This window comes from Paenarthrobacter sp. YAF11_1 (assembly GCF_052113445.1).
Taxonomy (GTDB): domain Bacteria; phylum Actinomycetota; class Actinomycetes; order Actinomycetales; family Micrococcaceae; genus Arthrobacter.
In genome coordinates this window covers 199824-217907 of sequence record NZ_JBFRDF010000007.1, presented here as the reverse complement: position 1 = coordinate 217907, position 18084 = coordinate 199824, and the positions used below count along the sequence as shown (strand labels likewise).

Here is an 18084-nt window from a genome sequence, read left to right as displayed (position 1 = left end):
CGGCCACTGCTGTTTCGCCTAGCTGTTAAGGGAAGGGTGGGCGCTGGACGGTTCAGAAATCGGCGGAGCATCCACGCTGGCTGCAGGCGGCCTGACTTTGCTGGACCCAAGGACAAACAGTCCGAAGATCAGAGTCGCGAGACCAATCATCAACCACGCCGCCGTGTAACCCACTGAGGCTGCCATTTCACCGAAGAGCCAGGGCAGAATAAACCCGCTGACAGCCGTCACGGTCAGCAGAAGACCCACAGCCGTCCCGATGAGCTCGGGAGGCACCTCCGGATCGTCGCCCGGAGCGGTTTGCCACACCGCAAAGCACCCGTTGAAGCCAAACCCAATGAGCGCTGCTGACAGCCACAGCATTTCCGGGCCCACAGCAGGCAGCGTCAGGATGCCGATCCCCTGAATCGCCAGGAAGAGAAGGAAAGTGATCCGTGAGCTCAACAGGCGGTCGGCGAGTAATCCGGCAATGATGCTGCCAGGAATCCCGGCGAGGCCAACCAAGAGCCCGGCCAATGCGACCACTCCCACGGAGAAGCCGCGTTCTTCTGCCGCGTACACTCCGATCAGCTGGGAGGCGACGAAATATGCCCCGTAGCCGCCAAAGAACGCCATGCTCTGACGCCACAGCCTCCGGTTGCGGAGTATGGCCGCAATGCTGCGGCCGCTAAGTGTGGTGCCCAGTAGTGCCGGAACTCCTCGAGGAATCCGGTACACCACCAGCACCAGAACCGCGCATGCCATGGCAACCAGCCCGGCCAGGATGAGGGATCCCCGCCAACCCATTGACTGTTCCACTGGCCCCCAGGCGTACAAGCCGACGGCGACGCCGGCGCTGAAGGCGGCGGAGACAACACCCAAGGCTGCAGCATGTTCGCGCCCTCGGAACCATACGCTGACGGCCGCGATCCCTATGCCGGCATACACCGATGCGGCAAGCCCGGCCAAGATCCGCAAGGACAGCAGCATGGGGTAGCCGTCAACGATCCCGGCCAAGGTGGTGAAGAGGCCTTCCAGGAGAAGTCCTCCCACCAAGGCCGCGCGGATGCCATATTTCGCCGCGATGAAGCCGGCGGGAATGTGCATGATTCCGTAGCCGATGACGAAGCCGGAAATCAGCAAGGCCAGTTGGGGCAGGTCAGCATCGTAATCAGCGGAAATGCCGGCGAACGTGGTTGGCATAACGAACCAGTTGAAGGTCATGGCCACGAACCCTATGGCTATGACGCCCAGCATGACCCATCGTGTGGAAGTGCTCTGCTGGAGTTGACTCTTCATGTCGGGAACCGGCGCTTAACTGAAGAACGTCTTGATGGCGGCGGCGACTGATTCAGGATTCTCCAGCGTGGGGAAGTGAGTCTTTCCCGGGATGTGGATGGGAGTGAACCAAGGGTTCCCGGCCGCGAAGTCCTCTTGGAACCTCCGGTAGCCGGGGTCCAACGGTTGGGAATAGATGTGAGCCACCTCGAGGTTTCCGGGGACAGCTTTCATCCGTTCCAGTGGGTTTTCCCATTGTGCATAGCTCTTACGGATCTCCCGGCAGGCCCGCATCCACATGCTTTCGCCGAACCAGGTCATCTCCCGCTGAACGTGGTCGATCACGTCAACGGAGTCCGTGCCTTCGGTCCACTCATCGAACATGCTCTGTCGGGCTGCGGCGACAGTATCGGGCGAGGCTCCCTGCTCGATCTGTTGGTTAAAACCTTCGAAAGGCTGGAGCAACCAGTCGATGACCACGGCTTGGCCGTAACCCCGGGCACCCAGTCGCTCCTGCACTCCGATGTTGACCCAGCAACCGTGGGAAGTGGACGCGATCCTGACGTCTTCGAGGCCGAGTTGATCGATGAAATCCACGGTGTCCTGGATGAGGTCCTCTGCCGTGAAATCGTCAGGCGACACTGCGCTGCCGTCGTGGCCCCGGAAGTTCAACCGCAGCACACGGAAGTGGTCACTCAGGTGGGGTTCCAGAAGTCGAAACAGCCGGTGGTCCTGGGCCCAGCCGTGGATGAGGATGAGCGGGGGAGCCAAAGGATCGCCCGACTCGACGTATTCGAGGGTAGTGGTGTTGATGGACGTGGTTTTGAGCTGCACGATGACCTCACTCTGGAGCGCCGGAAAGATGGGGGATGTTGATTCAATGTGACGAGCGTCACCGGAAGCTTATGGTTGGGCACTCCGTCAAGTCAATAGCCTGCTATGTAAATAATTTGGGGTCTATCAATTACATACCTAGCTATGTAATACTTCTCGGCGTGAGCGAGCTCACATCCACAGAAGCACCGATCGAGGAGTTCCAATGAGCGTTTCCCAGGGTCATGTTGAGATTGCCGGTGGCGGCATCGGGGGTTTGACTGCGGCAGCTGCCTTGGCGCAGCGCGGCTGGAAGGTCCGCCTCCACGAAGCCAATCAATCCATCCGGGCTTTGGGTGCCGGGATCTACCTGTGGGACAACGGGTTGGCTGTGCTCCGCGCGCTGGGAGTTGAGGATATGGCCACCGAAGGCGCCCATTACGGACCGAGCATTCAGAGTCGGGACGGTCACGGAGGCCTGATAGGAGAGACGCCCATCAACACCGACGGATCCGTTCGGGTTCTTACGGTGTTGCGCGAAAAGTTGATAGGAGCCCTGCATCACGCAGCCGTCGAGTCCGGCGTCGAAATTGTCACGGGTTCGGTGGCCGTGGCGGCGGAATCGGAGGGCACTCTCAGGTTCGCCAATGGCAGTTCACAAACAGCTGATCTGGTCATTGCCGCAGATGGTGTGGGGTCGCAAGTGCGTGAGAGCCTGGGACTGTTGCGTCGTCGGCAGGCCTTGGGCCAACGATGCGCACGGCTACTCCTGCCACGTGCAGTGGGCGATGTTCCCGCTGAGATCGAAGACAGCTACATCGAGTACATGTCAGGCCAACGGTTCATTCTCTACACGCCCAGCAGTTCAGGGGATCTCTACGTGGCTCTCGTTTGCGCAGCGTCGGATCTGAGGGCGATGGGCGGCCATCTGCCTCAGGACGAATGGGTCCGGTCCTTCCCTGCCTTGGAATCACTTATCCGTAGATTGGGCCCCGTTCCCCGTTGGGATGACTTTGAGTGGGTAGAGCTGTCAAAGTGGTCCGCCGGGCGGGTTGCCGTCATCGGAGATGCGGCCCATGCACAGCCACCCTACCTGGGCCAAGGCGGCGGCTGCGCCATGATGTCGGCGCTTGGCTTGGCCCATGCTGTCTCCCAACCCGGAGGTTCCATCGAAGCATCGCTGGCGCTGTGGGAAGCCACGGAGCGGCCGGTGATTGAACACACCCAGAGATTCTCCGTGCGGGTGAGCGAGCTGAATGGTGTCCCTGACGAGGCGCGTCGGGAAATCCTCAAAGTTCCGCAGCCTTGCCGCGGATCGGCCGTGCCCGGGCCCGTGCGGCGTCAACGGTTCCCACAGGACTGAAGTTGCCGGTGGAAGTGGGCTGAAGGTTCAGGGACTGGCCGTCCAAGTCCCGCTATTTGGCGGAGATCTGCGCATCGACTATCTGGACGAAGTCCTGCAGGACGGCGACAACCTGGCGGCGCGTTTCCGGCGGGAATTGAAGAAGCGAATCTTTCTGGAAGTCCCGGAGGATACGCCTTTTTCCTTCCCACAATTCCGCGCCACGGGTTGTGAGTTCAACCAGTGTTACCCGGTCATCATGGTCCGAGGGCCTGCGGGAAACTATGCCGCGTTCTTCAAGGGAGTTCAGCATTCGAGTCACGGTTGGCTGCGCAATTCCGGCTTGCCTCGCGATCTCACCAACAGGAAGGGCGCCCCGCTGGGCGACGGAATCCAGAACTGCTACCTGGGACTCAGTGAGGGTCTCGCCTTCACCCAACACGCCCACCCGGCTGCGTCCCCGACGCAGCACCCGGTACACGTCATTGCAGGCGCGGATCCAGTCATCAAGCAGTTCGGGAGGGACGTCGTGGCTGCTCATAATGTGAGGTCCTCTGAGAATTGATTCCTGAAAACCAGACTAGCCGCGTCCCCCTCCTCCAACAAATCCATATGAGAGGCTGAATTACCATGCATTCTTCACTTCACCAGTACGGTTCATCCGAGCACCAAGTGGTCAGTTTTCTTCACCCGCGCGAAGGTGAAGCGATTCAGGGGACGGCGGTGCTGGTGCATGGCGGATATTGGCGTGCGGCCTTCACTGCCGACCTCATGTTGGCGCTTGCGGCAGACCTGGTCACGCGAGGTTGGGCGGTTGCCAATGTGGAGTACCGGCGGGTGGGTCAAGCCCCAACACCCTCGGCTATGGTCAATGACGTTTCAACCGCGGTGCAGTCCGCTCTGGGTTGGAGTGCCGAGTCAGGGTACCCGGGGAACGTGATAGGAATTGGCCACTCGGTAGGGGCGCAACTCGGGATGCTCACCATGGACCTTCTGGATGCGTTCGTGGCACTGGCTCCCGTCACCGATTTGCCCCGAACCCACAGTGAAAGCCTTGGTGAAGGTGCCGTGGAGGGGTTCATTGGTGACCACACCGAAGACCTGCCGACCCTGCTGGAAACGTACTCGCCTCTCCACCAGTTGCCTCTCCGGTCGCCCGTGCTCCTTGTCCACGGTTCAGACGACCAAAGGGTCCCGGTTGCCCACTCCAGAGAATACGTCACTAAAGCCAAGAGCTTTGGCGACGCAGTCGACTTCTGGGAGCTGCCCCGTTTGGACCATCTGCAAGCCATTAACCCGGATGGCACGCATTGGCCCAAAGTGGTCGAATGGATGCAAGCCCGGCGAATGGATCAGCCGGCTTAGGGCGGGTTCCTCCCTGGGAAAGCTGAGCGGGCGGGTTCGCCGCCTAGACGTTTCCGGATGAGCCCCCGGTGTTGCCCAGCAGCGATGCCAGGGTCTTCCAGCGTGCGATCTCGCAGCCGTCTGTCCGGCTGAACTGGCTGTTGACCTTGCGGCCACGGAACCAGCCCGTGACTACGGCTACCTGTGGACCACCGTATTGCTGCGTGCAGATCCGGTCCGGCCGGGGTTCCGGGAAGAAGATCTCCTCGCCAAACTGCTCGACGGCGGCCAGCGCCGCAGGTGCGTCCGGCAAGTTCGAGTCCAGTGAACCGGGGTCCGGCGAGAGGAGGCCGGCGACGGACCGGAGGTGGAATTCGTGGCTCTCAGCGCCAGGTGCCTCTGTCAGCGTGACTGTGAGGTCGACGTCGTACTCGCTGTTGGGTGACTCGCTCGTGGGGGAAACCATAGTGACCTTTCGCTGGTGGCGGCGGGTGCTCAGGCGGCCAATCCGCTCAGCTCATGGAGGAGCGGATCTACTGCCTGGAGCACGCGGGTCCGCAGCTCCTGGGATTCGGCCGCGAAAGCCCGCTGGTATTCAACGTACTCGGCCTTGCCCTGCGGTGTCTCGATCCTGATGGGTGGGTAGCCCCATTCTTCGAGATCGTAAGGGGAAGCCTTCATATCCATGGCGCGGATCCTCCACGAGAGCTCGAAGCAGTCCATCACCAGCTCGCTTGGCAGTGCCGGCGTCAGCTTGTACGCCCACTTGTAGAGGTCCATGTTGGCGTGCAGGCAGCCCGGCTGCTCCATGGACCGCTGGTTTTCACGGGTGGGTTCGAGCTCGTTCAGGGGAATGGCGTCCGGAGTGTAGAACCGGAAAGCGTCGAAATGCGAGCAGCGGATACGGTTCCCTTCCACCACGGTGTCCGTGCCTTCGCCACCGAGCCGCAGCTTCAGGTATTCGTGCCGCAGTTCGAACTTCTCCTGCCGGTACACCATGGCCCACTCGTGCAGGCCAAAGCAGCCGAACTGGGCCGGGCGCTTCGCCGTGCCCGCGAGGATGATGCCCGCGAAGCGGACAGCTTCGGCGCGGTCGGCCAGGAAGCCGCGGCGGTCAAAGGTGACCGCCGGCGTTCCCGCCGGCAACCCGAGGGAGGTGAGTTCGCCGTCGTCGAGCGTTCGGTAGAACTTCCACGTGGCGCGCTCAAGGGCACGTGGACCGCTGAGGACAGTGCCGTCGCCCGGATGCCAGCGCAGCAATTGGCCCGGCTTCTGTGTGTAGTAGGTGAACAGGAAATCTTCAACAGGGTGCTTCCGGCCGGCCGAACGCCTGGCCAGGTACGGGTCCGCGTAGCGCGCTACCCGGGCGTGATGGGCTGCCTCCAGCCCGAGCCATTGCTCCTGGGGGAGGTGCCGCAGCCTAGAGGCCGCCATCTGATCCGAGGATGCTCTTGGCGGCGTCCCATAGTGCGATCTGGCAGCCGTCCGTGCGGCTGAAGGCCGCAGAGACTTCCTTGCCGTCCACCGCGCCGGTCACCTTGGCCGTTGCCGGGCCGCCGTACTGCATGGTGCAGGCTTGGTCCGTTTTTGTGGGGGCAGGACTCAGGATGGCCGGGCTGTTCTTGATGGAGGTGCAGGCTTCGGCGGCTGTTGGGTGGTTGCTTTCAGCGGCCGGGACGCCGTCCGCGCAGACGAGCGTGAAGGTCTGGGGCGCGGCGTCGGGGGATTCCACCAGCGTGATGGAGAGTTCGGCGCTGCCGGCGCCGGTGGCTGCTGACGCGCTGGGAGTTGCGCTGCTGCTGGGGCTGCTGCTTGCGCTGCTGCTGGAAGACGACGACGACGGGGCCTGGCTTGCGCTGCCTGTGGAACCTGGGGTTGGGGTGCCTGAGCATGCGGCCAAGCCGGCGACGGCCAGGACTGCCAACAAGGGCCGAACAAATCGCATGCGCATGGAATCTCCTAGGTTGCGTCCATTTTACGTGGCACTTGTGGTGCCCGTTTCTGTGTTCGCTTCAAGAAGACCACCAGGGCAGGGCGCTTGGCTAGGGGGCACGCGGGTGGTCTGCCTGGATTGGCGGTTGGTTAGTGGGAGTTGTTCCGCTGGGTTGCTGCGATCAGGCCCGTCATGGCCTGGTGCAGCTCGGCTACCTCTTCCCGGCTGAGCTGGAGGCGCTCGCGGATTTCACCGGGGACGGCTGTGGCCTGTTCGCGGAGGGCGGCGCCCTTTTCGGTCAGTGTGATGGCCAAGGCGCGTTCGTTGCCCGGCACGCGTTCGCGGGTGATGAGCTTCGCTTCTTCCAGGCGCTTCAGCAAGGGGGAGAGCGTAGCGGGCTCGTGGAGGAGGCTGTCGCTGATGTCCTTCAATGTCCTGGGGCTCCGTTCCCAGAGGGCCAGCATCACCAGGTACTGGGGGTGCGTGAGCCCGAGGCGTTCCAGCACGGGCTTGTAAACGCCCACCACGCTGCGGGAAGCAACGGTGAGGGCAAAGCACAGTTGGCGCTCCAAAAGGAGGTCGTCGACTTCCTGGGTGCTCTGGTCTGTGGCCGTCATGGCTGCCTCCTGTGCTTGCATCCGCTCACGCCGATCAATTAGTTAGTGTACTAATGATTAGCGTACTATGGACTCATTGAACCGTCTAAAAAGGAGTCGATCCGCGTGGCCAAGGAATCCCTCACCCGGAAGTTCATGCGCGCCACAGGGAAGTTCAGGGTTGTTTTCGGCCCCGCGCACAGCAGTTCCCTCGACCATGAAATGACCGAAGCCAACCGGAAGCTGCTGGCCCAGCGCCAGGCCGAGACCCAGCAGTGGGAAACACTCCGCCGCCCCGATGGCAGCACCTACGTGGTGCCCCGCAACCCGGACGACAAGTCGCTGCGGTAACCCCCTTCTGCTCCCCGCCGAGTTGGCACTTGGCCCCCATGTTTTCGACAAACATTGTCATCAAATGCCATCTCGGCGTTGGATTTTGGGCGTAAAATTGCCTCACTGAACGGCACGCACTGACCCTGCCGCTCTTTCTCTCCCGTAAGAAAGGAGGTGGAAGAATATGGGACGCAAATTGGAGGGTTTCCAGCATGTGACCGAGCGACTGCAGTCCGTTTTTGGACCGGCAACCCACGGTGACACTGACACCCCGGTGCTGCACAGGCATGACGATTTTGAGACGGCTTCCGAGGCGGACCTGAAGAACTTCGACGTCGAGACCGATTCCGAAGGCCATCACTACGCTGTCCGTAACAACGATCCTGGCCCTACCTCAACTGACTATTCGGTGCGTCACTGACTATCGCCTAACTCATCAGCATGCTTAGTATGTAAAGAGCAGGGTGGTGCCGTGACAAGAGGGGGTCGTCGATGAGTTTCCAGGATGATGTTGCAGGGGTTCCCAGTGGGGCTCCCCGTCAGGAACGTGCCGTCCCACCTCCGGTGGCCAGTGCGTCCAGGCCAACCCGCACGGCCGCCTTGTGGGTGGCAGTCGCCGTTGGCTTGGTGGTCCTGGTGATGCTGATCGTGTTCTTCGTCCAGAACCAGGACATGATCACGGTCCGGTTCTTCGGGCTGCAGGGAACCCTCGCGCTGGGCACCACGCTGTTCATCGCGGCTGTGGGCGGAGGCGTGCTGGTGGCCCTGGCCGGCGGTGCGAGGATCCTCCAGCTCAGAATGGTCAATCATCGCCGCAAGAAGACCGTGGGCCGCCCGGGGGCGGCGCCATAGGAGCGCGTGCTGCCAAGGAGCTGTTAACTGCGGAAGGACCGGAGCTTGTGCTCCGGTCCTTCCGCAATTTAATCCCGACGGCGGCACTCCCTGACGATGTTCATTCCGCCGGGGTGGTGGGCTGTCTTAGCCTTCGCAGTCGGTGCAGTAGGCGACGCCATCTTTTTCGCGTGCGATCTGCGAGCGGTGGCGAACCAGGAAGCAGGAGTGACAAGTGAACTCGTCATTTGCCTGCGGAATAACCTGGATCACCAGTTCTTCGGCGACGATTTCGCCGCCGGGGCCGTTGGCGTCGAGGCCATCGGTTTCGTCCAGTTCAAGCACGACACTCTTGGCCGTGGGAGCGCTGGCGGATTGAAGAGCCTGGAGGGACTGCTCCTGGTTCTCTTTTACATCGGTACGGAGTTCGTCGTAATCGGCTGCCACTTTTTAATGCCTCTTCGTGTTAGGGGGTTACCGGGTATGCAACGTACAGCATGCCACGAAAATTCCATACCATACCCCAGTTCTACCGCTTGTGGCGAAAACCACGTGGGTGACGGGCAAAAAAACCCGCCACCCAGCGTGATTTTGCCCATGTGTTACCGGAGTTCGATGTCCAATGATTGGAATTGGTCGGCCGAGTGGCGACCAACCAACAGGCGGAACGTGCCCTGCTCAAACTGCCAGCCGCCGTCGTAATGTGCAAACGCCTTGGCGGGGATGCTTATTTCCACACTCTCGGTTCCGTTCGCGGCGAGGTGCGTTCCGGCGTAGCCGGCCAGCCAACGGACGGGACGTTCGACGGCGGAATCGGCGCGGTCCAGATACACCTGGACCACATCCCGGCCGGTGCGTGTGCCGGTGTTCTTGACCGGAACGTGCACCACAACATCCTTCCCGGCCTGCACTGCCTGCGGGGCGTGGGCTGTGCCGAGTTCGAAGGTGGTGTAGCCCAGTCCGTAGCCGAACGGCAGGGCAGGAGCTGCGCCGCCGGCGGCTTCCTGCTTGAGCCAGGCGCGGTAGCCGATGTGGATTCCTTCGGTGTAGACCACCTTGCCGTCAACGGGCGTGGTGTTCAACACCGGGACGTCTTCCAGCGCTGCGGGCCATGTGGTGGGCAAGCGTCCGCCAGGCTCTTCGATGCCCAGCAGGATGTCTGCGATGGCGCTGCCGAATTCCTGGCCACCGAACCAGCCCAACAGGACCGCATCCACCGTGTCCAACCACGGCATGAGCACCGGCGAGCCGGAGTTCACCACCACTACCGTGCGCGGGTTGGCTGCTGCGACGGCCTCCACCAACTGGTTCTGGTAGCCGGGGAGGTCCAGGTCCTTGCGGTCGAAGCCTTCGGACTCAATGGCGGCGTTGGTGCCCACCACAACCACAGCGACGTCGGAAGTCCGGGCAGCTTCCACAGCGGCATCGATCTCGGCTTGCGGGTCCGTAACCACAGTCTCCTCGCCCAGCAGGATGGCCGTGAACGGGATGACCTGTTCCTTGGGCAGTTGGTACTCGGCCTCGATCCGGACGGTCTGGCCTGCGGTGGTTTCCACAGCATGGACGGTCTTGGGGGGATCGAAGAGGGCGGCGCCCAGGACGTCGGTGTCGTCCTTGATCTCGTCGTTGAAGACTTCCGTTCCGTCCAGGACAAAGCGGATCTGCCCCACGGTCCCAACGCCCAGGTAGTGGACGCCTGCTGTTTCGGCTGTCCAGTCCGCTTCCATGCGGATGGAGGCGGCGCCGTCGGGAATTCCCACGCCGAACCAGATCAGGTGCGAGGCCAGGCGGTCTTCTCCGGAGATTTCCGTGCCGTCTTCGGCGAGGAAGGTCACGCGGATTCCGGGGACGTCGGAGACCGGGTTGCGGAGGGAGGTGCGGGGGAAGGCCTGGATGCCTTCGGCCACCTTGGCGCCGCGGGCGTAGGTGACGGTGACGTCGTCGGGCAGTGCTTTCTGCAGGCCCTCGAGCGGTGAGACGGTGTACTTGGGCATCACGGTGGCGCTGCCGCCGCCTTGGGTGCGGGCTTCGTCGGCGTTGTGGCCGATCACCGCGACGCTGCTGAGTGCCTTGGCATCCAGCGGAAGAAGGCCCTTGTTGCGGACCAGCACGGCGCCGCGGACGGCGACTTCACGCGCGACGGCGGCCCCGTCCAGTGACGCCGGGAGCTGGGTGACTGCAGGTTCGAAGCCTTCCAGGGAGCCAACACGGGCTGCGAGGCGCAGGATCCGGGTAACCTTTTCCAGGATCGCCTCCCGGCTGACGCGGCCATCGTTGACGGCGGCGAGGAGCTTGGGACCCCAATGGCCTACCGGGCCGGGCATTTCCAGGTCCTGGTGGGCGTTGGCGGCTTCGACGGAGCGGACGCCGGTCCAGTCGGAGACGACGACGCCGTCGAAGCCCCACTCGGTGGACAGCGGCGTTTCAAGGAGCGGGTTCTCGCTGGCGGTGGTGCCGTTGATGGAGTTGTACGAGCTCATGACCAGCCAGGCGCGGGCTTCGGTGATGGCGTCCTCGAAGGCTGCCAGGTAGAGCTCCCGCAAAGGTCGTTCTTCCACCACGGAGTCGGCGGTGAAACGGTCGGTCTCGGCCTCGTTGGCGAGGTAGTGCTTGGGCGTGGCGCCGACTCCCATGGACTGGACGCCGGCCACGTAGCCGGCGGCCATGGTGGCGGTGAGCCGTGGGTCCTCGCTCATGCATTCGAAGTGGCGGCCGCCCAACGGGGAGCGGTGCAGGTTGATGGTGGGGCCCAGGACGGCGTGGACGCCTTTACGGCGGGCCTCCTGGCCCAGGACCTGCCCGTAGCGGCGCGCGGTTTCGACGCTCCACGTCGCGGACAAAGCGGACGACGACGGCAAGGAGACGGAGTCGTGACGCTCATCGAAGTCTTCACCCCGGACGCCTGCCGGTCCGTCGGACATGACCACGCGGGACAGCCCGATCTCCGGGATGGCGTGGGTAGACCACACATCTGCGCCCGTCAGCAGTTGCACCTGCTGCTCAAGCGTGAGGCTCCGGGCGAGTTCCTGGATCCTGGTTTCCGCATCCTGGGCTCCTGCTGATGGTGCTGTGACGGCGGCCGAAAGTGTGGGATTCATTTACTTGACTCCTTTGATGCGTGTGACGAGAAGGGCACCGATGATGCCGACAACAGCACCACCGAGGAACAATGCGGGGTAGCCGCCCAGTGCGATGACAGGGAAGGCAATGGCAGGCACCAGGGATTGGGGGAGGGCCTGGGCGATGTTGAACACGCCGAACGTTTTGGCGTTCTCCGACTGGTCTTTGGGCAACAGGTCCGTGATGAGCGCGACGTCCACGGCGCTGAAGACACCGAGACCCAAGCCCAGGATTCCTTGGCCCAGCAAGACCTGGCCGGTGTCGGTGCTGGTGGCGATAACCACCAAGCCGCCCATCATGATGAGGGCAGAGATGATGACCATGCTCTTGCGTTTGCCCAGACGGTCGCTGATCCAGCCACCGGCGAGGCTGGTGATGACGGTTCCCGCAGAGCTCACCAGGGTTGCTTGGAACACCAGGCTGGTGACTTGGGTTTCGGCGACGTGGAGGTGGTCCGTAAAGAAGTACGGCAGGTAGAGCAGGCCAGCGCAGTAGCCCACATAGACCAGGAACTTGGTGACCCAAGCCCATCCCAGGCCGGGGTGATCCTTGGGGTTGAAGTAGAAGGAACCGAGGATTTCCTTGAGATTCAGCGGTGCCGGTTTTTCGGTGAGGACGCGGTCCTTAAAGGTGAAGGCGAAGGCAATGGCTATTGCCGTGCCGACGATCCCGGGGACTACGGCCATCTGCAGGGCGGTCTCAAACATTTGTGCGAAGAAGGCCGCTGCCACGAGGCCAATGGGCAACGTCATGCCGATGAGGCCGGAGAGGCGTCCGCGCTCTGCTGGGCCCGCTTGGTCGGGAAGGGTTGCGACCAGGGCGGCCAGGGCAGCGTTGAAGCCCAGCTGTGCTACAACCCAGGCTACGAGGACTGCGCCGACTTCCGTGGCCGAACCAAGCAGAAAGAGTGCTGCCAGGCCTATCAGGGAGCCGCCCACGATCCAGGGTTTGCGCATGCCGAACCGGGACGTAGTGCGGTCACTGAGGCGTCCGAAGAATGGGTTGGCGAGCAACGCGACGGCTGCCCCGACTCCAGCAACAAGGCTGAGTGCCCCGGCTCGCGTATCGGGGGTGGTGATCTCCGAAACCTTGATGGCGAGGACCACCAGCGCCGGGGCAAGAACGGCCATCCAGAGACCGGCGCTCGCGATGGGCATGCCGATGACGTAGGCGCGGGAAGCGGATTGAGGCGGGGTGCTTCCGGCGCCCGGGGCGGCGGTTGCTGCGCCTGCCATCTGCTGATCGATATTGAGGGCCACATTGCCTCCTGATGAACGGGTGGCCCACCGTTGGGCCGCTGCAATGACTCTAGCCCTAAAAATCTAGTGTGACTAGGTTTTGGTTGAAAAGTCGAGTGACCCGGGATATTTGAACCGTGAAATAGACTGAACGGATGTCTACGACGAGGGCCCGGGGCCAGTACGCCAAGGGGGCCGAACGCCGCGAACAGATCATCCAGACGGCAACCGATGTCTTCGCTACCGAAGGATTTGAGGGCACTGCACTCAAGCGCGTTGCCGAGTTGGTGGGCGTTAAGGAAGCCACGCTGTTCCACTACTTCAAGGGCAAGCAGGAACTGTTGACTGCAGTCCTCGCCGAACGGGATCGCCGCTCTTTGGCCGTTGGCGGCGAGGTCGAAGTGGGCCTCAACCTGATGCCGCCCATCGCCGAGCGGAACGTGGGCGAGCCCGGACTGACCACTCTCTACGCGGTCGCCTCAGCTACCGCCAACGATCCTGAGCATGCCTCACACGGCTACTTCAAAGAGCGGTACGAAACGGTGGTGCGGGACATCGCCGTCGACATCGAACGGCGCCAGTCTTCCGGCGAGGTACGCACCGACGTCGACGCCGTCATGCTGGCACGGCTGACCGTGGCCGCCTTCGACGGGCTCCAGCTGCAATGGCTGTATGACAAGGACGTGGACATGGCCGACGGACTCCGGCAGCTCATTGACGTTTTGCTGGCACCGCCCCACCCAAGTAAGTAGCAGTTAAGGCCGTTCTGAGTTCTCAGAACGGCCTTAACTGCTACTTACTTGGGGCGTTTTACTTGGGGGCGTGCCCAGGGTGCTGCTAGCGGCCGGTGCCGCCGTAGACGGTAGCCTCAGCGTCGCCGTCGAGCTCGAACGCATTGTGGATGGCGCGGACGGCGTCATCCAGGGCGTCCGCGCTGGTGACCACAGAGATGCGGATTTCCGAAGTGGAGATCATGTCAATGTTGATCCCGGCGTCGGAGAGGGCCTTGAAAAACGTGGCAGAAACGCCCGGGTGTGAACGCATGCCCGCGCCGATCAGGGAGAGCTTGCCGACGTGCTCGTTGTATTCAATGCTCTCGAAGCCGATCTGGCCTTCGGCAGCGCGCAGGGCGGCCAGGGCGTCGGCGCCTTCAACGATGGGCAGCGTGAACGAGATGTCCGTGCGGCCGGTGCCGTGGGTTGAGACGTTCTGGACAATCATGTCGATGTTCGAGTGCGCATCAGCGATCACCTGGAAAATCGCAGCAGCCTTGCCGGGGATATCCGGGACGCCTACTACGGTGACCTTGGCTTCGGACCGGTCGTGTGCAACGCCGGAGATGATTGGCTGCTCCAAGGCAACTCCCTCTTGAATGTTGAACTTTTCGTCGGCGCCCGGGATGACCCACGTGCCTTCGTGCTGGCTGAATGAGGAACGGACGTGCAGCGGCACCCCGAAACGGCGGGCGTACTCGACGCAGCGCAAGTGCAGGATTTTGGCGCCGGAAGCGGCCAACTCCAGCATTTCCTCGCTGGAGATGCGGTCGATCTTCTGGGCGGACGTCACTACGCGGGGGTCGGCGGTATAGATGCCGTCCACGTCCGTGTAGATCTCGCAAACATCGGCTTCCAGCGCTGCGGCCAAGGCGACGGCGGTGGTGTCGGAGCCGCCGCGGCCAAGCGTGGTGATCTCGTTGGTGCTGCGGCTCATGCCCTGGAAGCCGGCCACGATCGCGATGTGGCCCTTGTCCAGGGCGGTGCGGATGCGGTGGGGGTCGACGTCGATAATTCGCGCCTTGCCGTGGATGCCGTCGGTAATCATGCCGGCCTGGGAGCCCGTGAAGGACTGTGCGGAGGCACCGAACTTGTTGATGGCCATGGCAAGCAGGGCCATGGAAATTCGTTCGCCGGCGGACAACAGCATGTCCATCTCGCGGGCGGGAGCGGAATCAGTGACCTGCCCCGCGAGGTCCAGGAGTTCATCGGTGGTGTCACCCATTGCGGAGACAACAACCACAACCTCGTTGCCGGCCTTCTGCGCATCCACGACGCGCTGTGCGACCCGCTTGATGCCATCGGCATCGGCAACCGAGGAACCGCCGAACTTCTGAACGATCAGCTGCTTGGTAATGGCAGCCTCGTTGGAGAGCTCTTCGATCTTCACTTCGGTAGTGGGCATAGTCATGCGCGCACCCTCACTGCATCAATAGGGTTCGAACGCGGCATGCCAATTTCAAATTTGAGCACGCCAGCGTAGCTTATTTGCCCAGTTTATCGCCGCGCACTGTCCCTGCAGGAATTGTGACCACATGGCGGCTACCTGCGATGACTACCACCCGGCAGTGCCCGGACCACCCTTGAACGGGCCGACGATCTGCTGTGTGATCCACCCTCCATAGAAGTTGCCTTCCTGGAACGTCACCCGCTCGCCGTCTACCTCGCATGAGTCCATGTACTCCGGGTAAAGCGCCACTCTGCTGCCCAGCGCTTCGAAGCCCCGCGTGGGGCTTGGGTAGGTCCATCCTGCACGTTCAACCACCGTCCCGCCGGCGGTGATCGTGAAGTAGCTGGCCTCGCCCTTGAACTCGCAGAAAGTTGTGCCCCCAACGGGAACCAGCGCACCGTCCGGGAAGGCGTCCAACGGCACGTAGTAAGCAGGAGGATGGCTGGTCTCCAGGACCCTGACGGAGTCAGTGGTATCAACAATCACCTGGCCTCCCAGCCGCACCACAACCCGCTCGGAGCGAGGCTCCACCTTGGGCGGCCGCGGGTAATCCCACACCGATTCCTGTCCTGGGGCGGGCTTGACGGGACGGGGACGCCGAAAGACGCCGGAAACACTGCGATGGGAGACCATCCACCCATGGTGGCACCCTCGGCTGGGATCTCCCCGTGAAACCCCCGGCGCCTCGGCGTATCGGTGGTGGCGTGCCCGGCGTACCATCCACTTCATGAGGACTTCGGCAGGCGATGGCCGGACCTGATCACACGGGCGGATCGGGTCCGGCGGGTAACGAGCCCGAATACGAAGTGATCGGCGGCGTGATCGACGATCAGCCCTCCGGCTTGGCCAGCCATAAGCCGGGAGCCGGGTCCCCGCCCAGAACCACGGGAAACTTTGGGGCTGCTGCAGCGGAGGCATGGCGGAGTGCCCGGACGTCCTTCACCACGTGGTGGTTCTGGCTTGCCTGCGCACTGGGGATTGCCGCCGCCTGGGGCATGGCTGCGGCCGTGGTTGCCTTTGCAGAAGCCAACGGATGGTTCGATACCAAGGTTGCCAGTGCCATCTACCTGATCACTGCGGTATTCCTGGCGCTCGCTGCCGCCGTGCTGGGAGCGGCGTGGGGCTTCCGGCATTCCCACGGGCGCCTCCTTGTCCTGTTGCTGGCCGGAGGTATTCGAGGTGTTGCTTTAGGAGCGCTCGCGGGTGGTGTTTTGCTCGTGGTTGGCGCCAGCGTCGGCGGGCCGATAGCGTTGGCCGGTGCCGCCGTCGTCGTTATTGTCCTGGAAGTGGCCCTGTTCGGACTGATCGGTGCGGGTGCGCGGGCATGCTTTGCGGCAGCGGCGCCGGGGGCGGCATTGACCGCTGTGGTGGTGGCTTTCCTTTGCATCGGAAACGTGGTGGCCACCATCCTTCTGGTTCCCGGGACCACGGTGATGGACCAGGCGACTATCCCGGTGAATGTGGAACGCGACGATTCCGGCAGGATCATTGCCTACGAGTGCGTGGGCAATCTCCGCCCGGTTGAAGTGGTCCACACAGAACGGGTTGCCTGGATTGCGGCAGCCAACCCGGCCCTGCTTTTGGGGAGCGTGGGCGCCGACGTGGTGCCTACGGACAATGAACTTGGCTGGTTGTTGGCCGGCCTGCAGTGGGCCGCCGATGGGCCCTCACGGGAAGTGCCGTGCCTTGGTGGCGAATCCAGCGACGGACTGGCACCGTCGGTTCCTGTCTCCGTGACCGGCCTCGCGCTGCAGGCCCTAGTGGCTGCCTTGGTGCTGGTACCCGGCCGGTGGTTGAGGGCGCGGCGACTGGCGGCGGGCTCTGACTAGGCCCGTCGGCGCACGTACTCGGAAATCACGACGCCGGAGCCGAAGGCCGTCGTCGAGACCTCTTCGAAGGCGCTTGGCTGGTAGGCGCCTCGCGCGAAGAGCGGTATGCCATCGCCGAACAGGAGTGGGCTTCGTTTCAGAACCAGCCTGTCGATCTCACCGGAAAGCTGCGTAGCCAGTTGGCCACCTCCACACAGCCAGATCGATTTTCCTGGCCCGGATTTCAAGCGGCGCACCACGTCCACCGGGTCCTCATGGGTGAGCTGCAGATTTGGGTGCTCGCCCGGGATGTCTTCCTCGGTCCGCTTCCGGGAAAAGACCACTTGCTGAAGATGCTGGTAAGGGCTGGTCATGCCGGCAGGCAGACCCACCGCGTAAGTGTTCCATCCCATCACCACGGTGTCGAACATCGACCCGGTGCGTTCGATGCCCATGGCATCGGCGATAACCGTGGGGATCGCCTCCGGGAAGCGCTCATTTTGGGCGGCCATATGGTCGCCTTCCACCGGAAATGCGTCGAACTCGCCCCCGGGGCCGGCAATGTACCCATCCAGGCTGACGGCAACGTAGTACACAAGCTCCCGCACGGGACCCCCATCACGGTTGTTGTTGGTGATTGCGAGACTACAGCAGTGCGTTGCGCCTGCCCTCGAAGGCCCTGCCGAGGGTCACTTCGTCGGCGTACTCCAGGTCTCCACCCACCGGCAGGCCGGACGCCAACCGGGTCACGGTGATGCCGATCGATTTGAGCATGCGGGCCAAATACGTTGCAGTGGCTTCACCCTCAAGGTTGGGGTCGGTGGCGATGATGATTTCCTGGATGGCGCCGTCATTGAGGCGGGTGAGGAGCTCCCGGATCCGCAACTGCTCCGGACCGATACCCGCAATGGGATTAATGGCCCCGCCCAGCACGTGATAGCGGCCGCGGAAAGACCGGGTGCGCTCGACGGCCAGGACGTCTTTGGACTCCTCAACGACGCAGATAACCGACGGGTCACGGCGCTGGTCGCGGCAGATGTTGCACTTTTCCTGCTCGGTCACGTTGAAGCAGACGGAGCAGAACTTCACGCGTTCCTTGACCGTGGTGATCGCGGTAACCAGGCGCTTCATATCCTCAGGATCGGCCTCAAGAATGTGGAACGCCAGGCGCTGCGCCGATTTGGGACCCACACCGGGAAGCCGGCCGAGCTCGTCAATCAGCTCTTGAACTGCACCTTCGTACACA

General features: G+C 62.9%; 21 protein-coding genes. 7 read left to right on the top strand and 14 right to left on the bottom strand.

What is annotated here, in order from left to right:
* Window positions 1–18: 18 nt before the first annotated feature.
* Both AB4Y77_RS13265 and AB4Y77_RS13260 read right to left on the bottom strand, forming a co-directional pair.
* Window positions 19–1278: an MFS transporter gene (locus tag AB4Y77_RS13265; RefSeq protein WP_442014273.1), complete on the bottom strand. Its 1260-nt coding sequence runs from the start codon at window positions 1276–1278 to the stop codon at window positions 19–21.
* A gap of 15 nt (window positions 1279–1293) precedes the next feature.
* A complete protein-coding gene (locus AB4Y77_RS13260) occupies window positions 1294–2091 on the bottom strand; it encodes an alpha/beta fold hydrolase (RefSeq protein WP_442014272.1) in 798 nt (265 codons plus the stop codon).
* 205 nt (window positions 2092–2296) lie between these two features.
* Here AB4Y77_RS13260 and AB4Y77_RS13255 point away from each other — a divergent pair, with 205 nt between their 5' ends.
* Window positions 2297–3433, top strand: coding sequence for an FAD-dependent oxidoreductase (locus tag AB4Y77_RS13255; RefSeq protein WP_442014271.1), 1137 nt, complete (start codon window positions 2297–2299; stop codon window positions 3431–3433).
* A gap of 52 nt (window positions 3434–3485) precedes the next feature.
* Here AB4Y77_RS13255 and AB4Y77_RS13250 read toward each other — a convergent pair whose 3' ends face one another.
* On the bottom strand, window positions 3486–3953 hold the full coding sequence (locus tag AB4Y77_RS13250; protein WP_209755291.1) for a MarR family transcriptional regulator: 468 nt from the start codon (window positions 3951–3953) through the stop codon (window positions 3486–3488).
* A gap of 89 nt (window positions 3954–4042) precedes the next feature.
* Here AB4Y77_RS13250 and AB4Y77_RS13245 point away from each other — a divergent pair, with 89 nt between their 5' ends.
* Entirely contained in the window at window positions 4043–4777 is a 735-nt protein-coding gene (locus AB4Y77_RS13245) for an alpha/beta hydrolase family protein (protein WP_442014270.1), read from the top strand.
* A 43-nt stretch (window positions 4778–4820) separates the two neighbouring features.
* Here the strand turns inward: AB4Y77_RS13245 and AB4Y77_RS13240 are convergent, their stop codons facing one another.
* From AB4Y77_RS13240 to AB4Y77_RS13225, 4 genes are all read right to left on the bottom strand, one after another.
* The gene (locus AB4Y77_RS13240; RefSeq protein WP_311211358.1) at window positions 4821–5222 is read right to left on the bottom strand and encodes a serine protease inhibitor; all 402 of its coding nucleotides are present in this window, start codon (window positions 5220–5222) and stop codon (window positions 4821–4823) included.
* Between the two features lie 29 nt (window positions 5223–5251).
* Window positions 5252–6190 (bottom strand): 3-methyladenine DNA glycosylase, encoded by a 939-nt coding sequence (locus AB4Y77_RS13235; protein WP_311211357.1) that lies wholly within the window; start codon window positions 6188–6190, stop codon window positions 5252–5254.
* Complete coding sequence (locus tag AB4Y77_RS13230; RefSeq protein WP_442014269.1) at window positions 6177–6707, bottom strand: SSI family serine proteinase inhibitor; 531 nt, start codon at window positions 6705–6707, stop codon at window positions 6177–6179. The genes AB4Y77_RS13235 and AB4Y77_RS13230 overlap by 14 nt, the downstream gene beginning before the upstream one ends.
* Before the next feature lie 131 nt (window positions 6708–6838).
* Window positions 6839–7306: a MarR family winged helix-turn-helix transcriptional regulator gene (locus AB4Y77_RS13225; protein ID WP_442014268.1), complete on the bottom strand. Its 468-nt coding sequence runs from the start codon at window positions 7304–7306 to the stop codon at window positions 6839–6841.
* Between the two features lie 105 nt (window positions 7307–7411).
* Here AB4Y77_RS13225 and AB4Y77_RS13220 point away from each other — a divergent pair, with 105 nt between their 5' ends.
* The 3 genes from AB4Y77_RS13220 (at window position 7412) to AB4Y77_RS13210 (ending at window position 8470) form a co-directional block, all read left to right on the top strand.
* Entirely contained in the window at window positions 7412–7636 is a 225-nt protein-coding gene (locus AB4Y77_RS13220; RefSeq protein ID WP_026541816.1) for a hypothetical protein, read from the top strand.
* A gap of 166 nt (window positions 7637–7802) precedes the next feature.
* Window positions 7803–8039, top strand: coding sequence for a hypothetical protein (locus AB4Y77_RS13215; RefSeq protein WP_311211354.1), 237 nt, complete (start codon window positions 7803–7805; stop codon window positions 8037–8039).
* A 71-nt stretch (window positions 8040–8110) separates the two neighbouring features.
* Window positions 8111–8470, top strand: coding sequence for a LapA family protein (locus AB4Y77_RS13210; protein WP_311211353.1), 360 nt, complete (start codon window positions 8111–8113; stop codon window positions 8468–8470).
* A 126-nt stretch (window positions 8471–8596) separates the two neighbouring features.
* Here AB4Y77_RS13210 and AB4Y77_RS13205 read toward each other — a convergent pair whose 3' ends face one another.
* The 3 genes from AB4Y77_RS13205 to AB4Y77_RS13195 form a co-directional block, all read right to left on the bottom strand.
* Window positions 8597–8896 (bottom strand): DUF4193 domain-containing protein, encoded by a 300-nt coding sequence (locus AB4Y77_RS13205; RefSeq protein WP_011773410.1) that lies wholly within the window; start codon window positions 8894–8896, stop codon window positions 8597–8599.
* Window positions 8897–9051: 155 nt separating this feature from the next.
* Window positions 9052–11547, bottom strand: coding sequence for a beta-glucosidase (locus AB4Y77_RS13200; protein WP_442014267.1), 2496 nt, complete (start codon window positions 11545–11547; stop codon window positions 9052–9054).
* Window positions 11548–12828 carry an MFS transporter gene (locus AB4Y77_RS13195; RefSeq protein ID WP_442014266.1) on the bottom strand — a complete coding sequence of 427 codons (1281 nt, stop codon included), beginning with the start codon at window positions 12826–12828 and terminating at the stop codon, window positions 11548–11550.
* Between the two features lie 134 nt (window positions 12829–12962).
* Here AB4Y77_RS13195 and AB4Y77_RS13190 point away from each other — a divergent pair, with 134 nt between their 5' ends.
* Complete coding sequence (locus AB4Y77_RS13190) at window positions 12963–13559, top strand: TetR/AcrR family transcriptional regulator (RefSeq protein ID WP_442014265.1); 597 nt, start codon at window positions 12963–12965, stop codon at window positions 13557–13559.
* 85 nt (window positions 13560–13644) lie between these two features.
* Here AB4Y77_RS13190 and AB4Y77_RS13185 read toward each other — a convergent pair whose 3' ends face one another.
* Together AB4Y77_RS13185 and AB4Y77_RS13180 are read right to left on the bottom strand one after the other, a co-directional pair.
* Window positions 13645–14991, bottom strand: coding sequence for an aspartate kinase (locus AB4Y77_RS13185; RefSeq protein WP_011773413.1), 1347 nt, complete (start codon window positions 14989–14991; stop codon window positions 13645–13647).
* Between the two features lie 144 nt (window positions 14992–15135).
* On the bottom strand, window positions 15136–15663 hold the full coding sequence (locus AB4Y77_RS13180; protein ID WP_442014264.1) for a DUF427 domain-containing protein: 528 nt from the start codon (window positions 15661–15663) through the stop codon (window positions 15136–15138).
* Between the two features lie 113 nt (window positions 15664–15776).
* Here AB4Y77_RS13180 and AB4Y77_RS13175 point away from each other — a divergent pair, with 113 nt between their 5' ends.
* Entirely contained in the window at window positions 15777–16859 is a 1083-nt protein-coding gene (locus tag AB4Y77_RS13175) for a hypothetical protein (protein WP_311211348.1), read from the top strand.
* Here AB4Y77_RS13175 and AB4Y77_RS13170 read toward each other — a convergent pair.
* Window positions 16856–17446: a dihydrofolate reductase family protein gene (locus AB4Y77_RS13170; RefSeq protein WP_442014263.1), complete on the bottom strand. Its 591-nt coding sequence runs from the start codon at window positions 17444–17446 to the stop codon at window positions 16856–16858. The two genes, AB4Y77_RS13175 and AB4Y77_RS13170, sit on opposite strands and share 4 nt — an antisense overlap.
* A gap of 37 nt (window positions 17447–17483) precedes the next feature.
* Window positions 17484–18083, bottom strand: a complete 600-nt coding sequence (gene recR / locus AB4Y77_RS13165) for a recombination mediator RecR (RefSeq protein WP_089593619.1) — start codon at window positions 18081–18083, stop codon at window positions 17484–17486.
* Window position 18084 lies beyond the last annotated feature (1 nt).

Excerpts from the sequence above, each read along its gene's own strand:
- AB4Y77_RS13265 (WP_442014273.1), bottom strand. The coding sequence starts at position 1,278 with ATGAAGAGTCAACTCCAGCAGAGCACTTCCACACGATGGGTCATGCTG.
- AB4Y77_RS13255 (WP_442014271.1), top strand. The coding sequence starts at position 2,297 with ATGAGCGTTTCCCAGGGTCATGTTGAGATTGCCGGTGGCGGCATCGGG.
- AB4Y77_RS13250 (WP_209755291.1), bottom strand. The coding sequence starts at position 3,953 with ATGAGCAGCCACGACGTCCCTCCCGAACTGCTTGATGACTGGATCCGC.
- AB4Y77_RS13245 (WP_442014270.1), top strand. The coding sequence starts at position 4,043 with ATGCATTCTTCACTTCACCAGTACGGTTCATCCGAGCACCAAGTGGTC.
- AB4Y77_RS13240 (WP_311211358.1), bottom strand. The coding sequence starts at position 5,222 with ATGGTTTCCCCCACGAGCGAGTCACCCAACAGCGAGTACGACGTCGAC.
- AB4Y77_RS13235 (WP_311211357.1), bottom strand. The coding sequence starts at position 6,190 with ATGGCGGCCTCTAGGCTGCGGCACCTCCCCCAGGAGCAATGGCTCGGG.
- AB4Y77_RS13230 (WP_442014269.1), bottom strand. The coding sequence starts at position 6,707 with ATGCGCATGCGATTTGTTCGGCCCTTGTTGGCAGTCCTGGCCGTCGCC.
- AB4Y77_RS13225 (WP_442014268.1), bottom strand. The coding sequence starts at position 7,306 with ATGACGGCCACAGACCAGAGCACCCAGGAAGTCGACGACCTCCTTTTG.
- AB4Y77_RS13215 (WP_311211354.1), top strand. The coding sequence starts at position 7,803 with ATGGGACGCAAATTGGAGGGTTTCCAGCATGTGACCGAGCGACTGCAG.
- AB4Y77_RS13210 (WP_311211353.1), top strand. The coding sequence starts at position 8,111 with ATGAGTTTCCAGGATGATGTTGCAGGGGTTCCCAGTGGGGCTCCCCGT.
- AB4Y77_RS13200 (WP_442014267.1), bottom strand. The coding sequence starts at position 11,547 with ATGAATCCCACACTTTCGGCCGCCGTCACAGCACCATCAGCAGGAGCC.
- AB4Y77_RS13190 (WP_442014265.1), top strand. The coding sequence starts at position 12,963 with ATGTCTACGACGAGGGCCCGGGGCCAGTACGCCAAGGGGGCCGAACGC.
- AB4Y77_RS13185 (WP_011773413.1), bottom strand. The coding sequence starts at position 14,991 with ATGACTATGCCCACTACCGAAGTGAAGATCGAAGAGCTCTCCAACGAG.
- AB4Y77_RS13180 (WP_442014264.1), bottom strand. The coding sequence starts at position 15,663 with ATGGTCTCCCATCGCAGTGTTTCCGGCGTCTTTCGGCGTCCCCGTCCC.
- AB4Y77_RS13175 (WP_311211348.1), top strand. The coding sequence starts at position 15,777 with ATGGCCGGACCTGATCACACGGGCGGATCGGGTCCGGCGGGTAACGAG.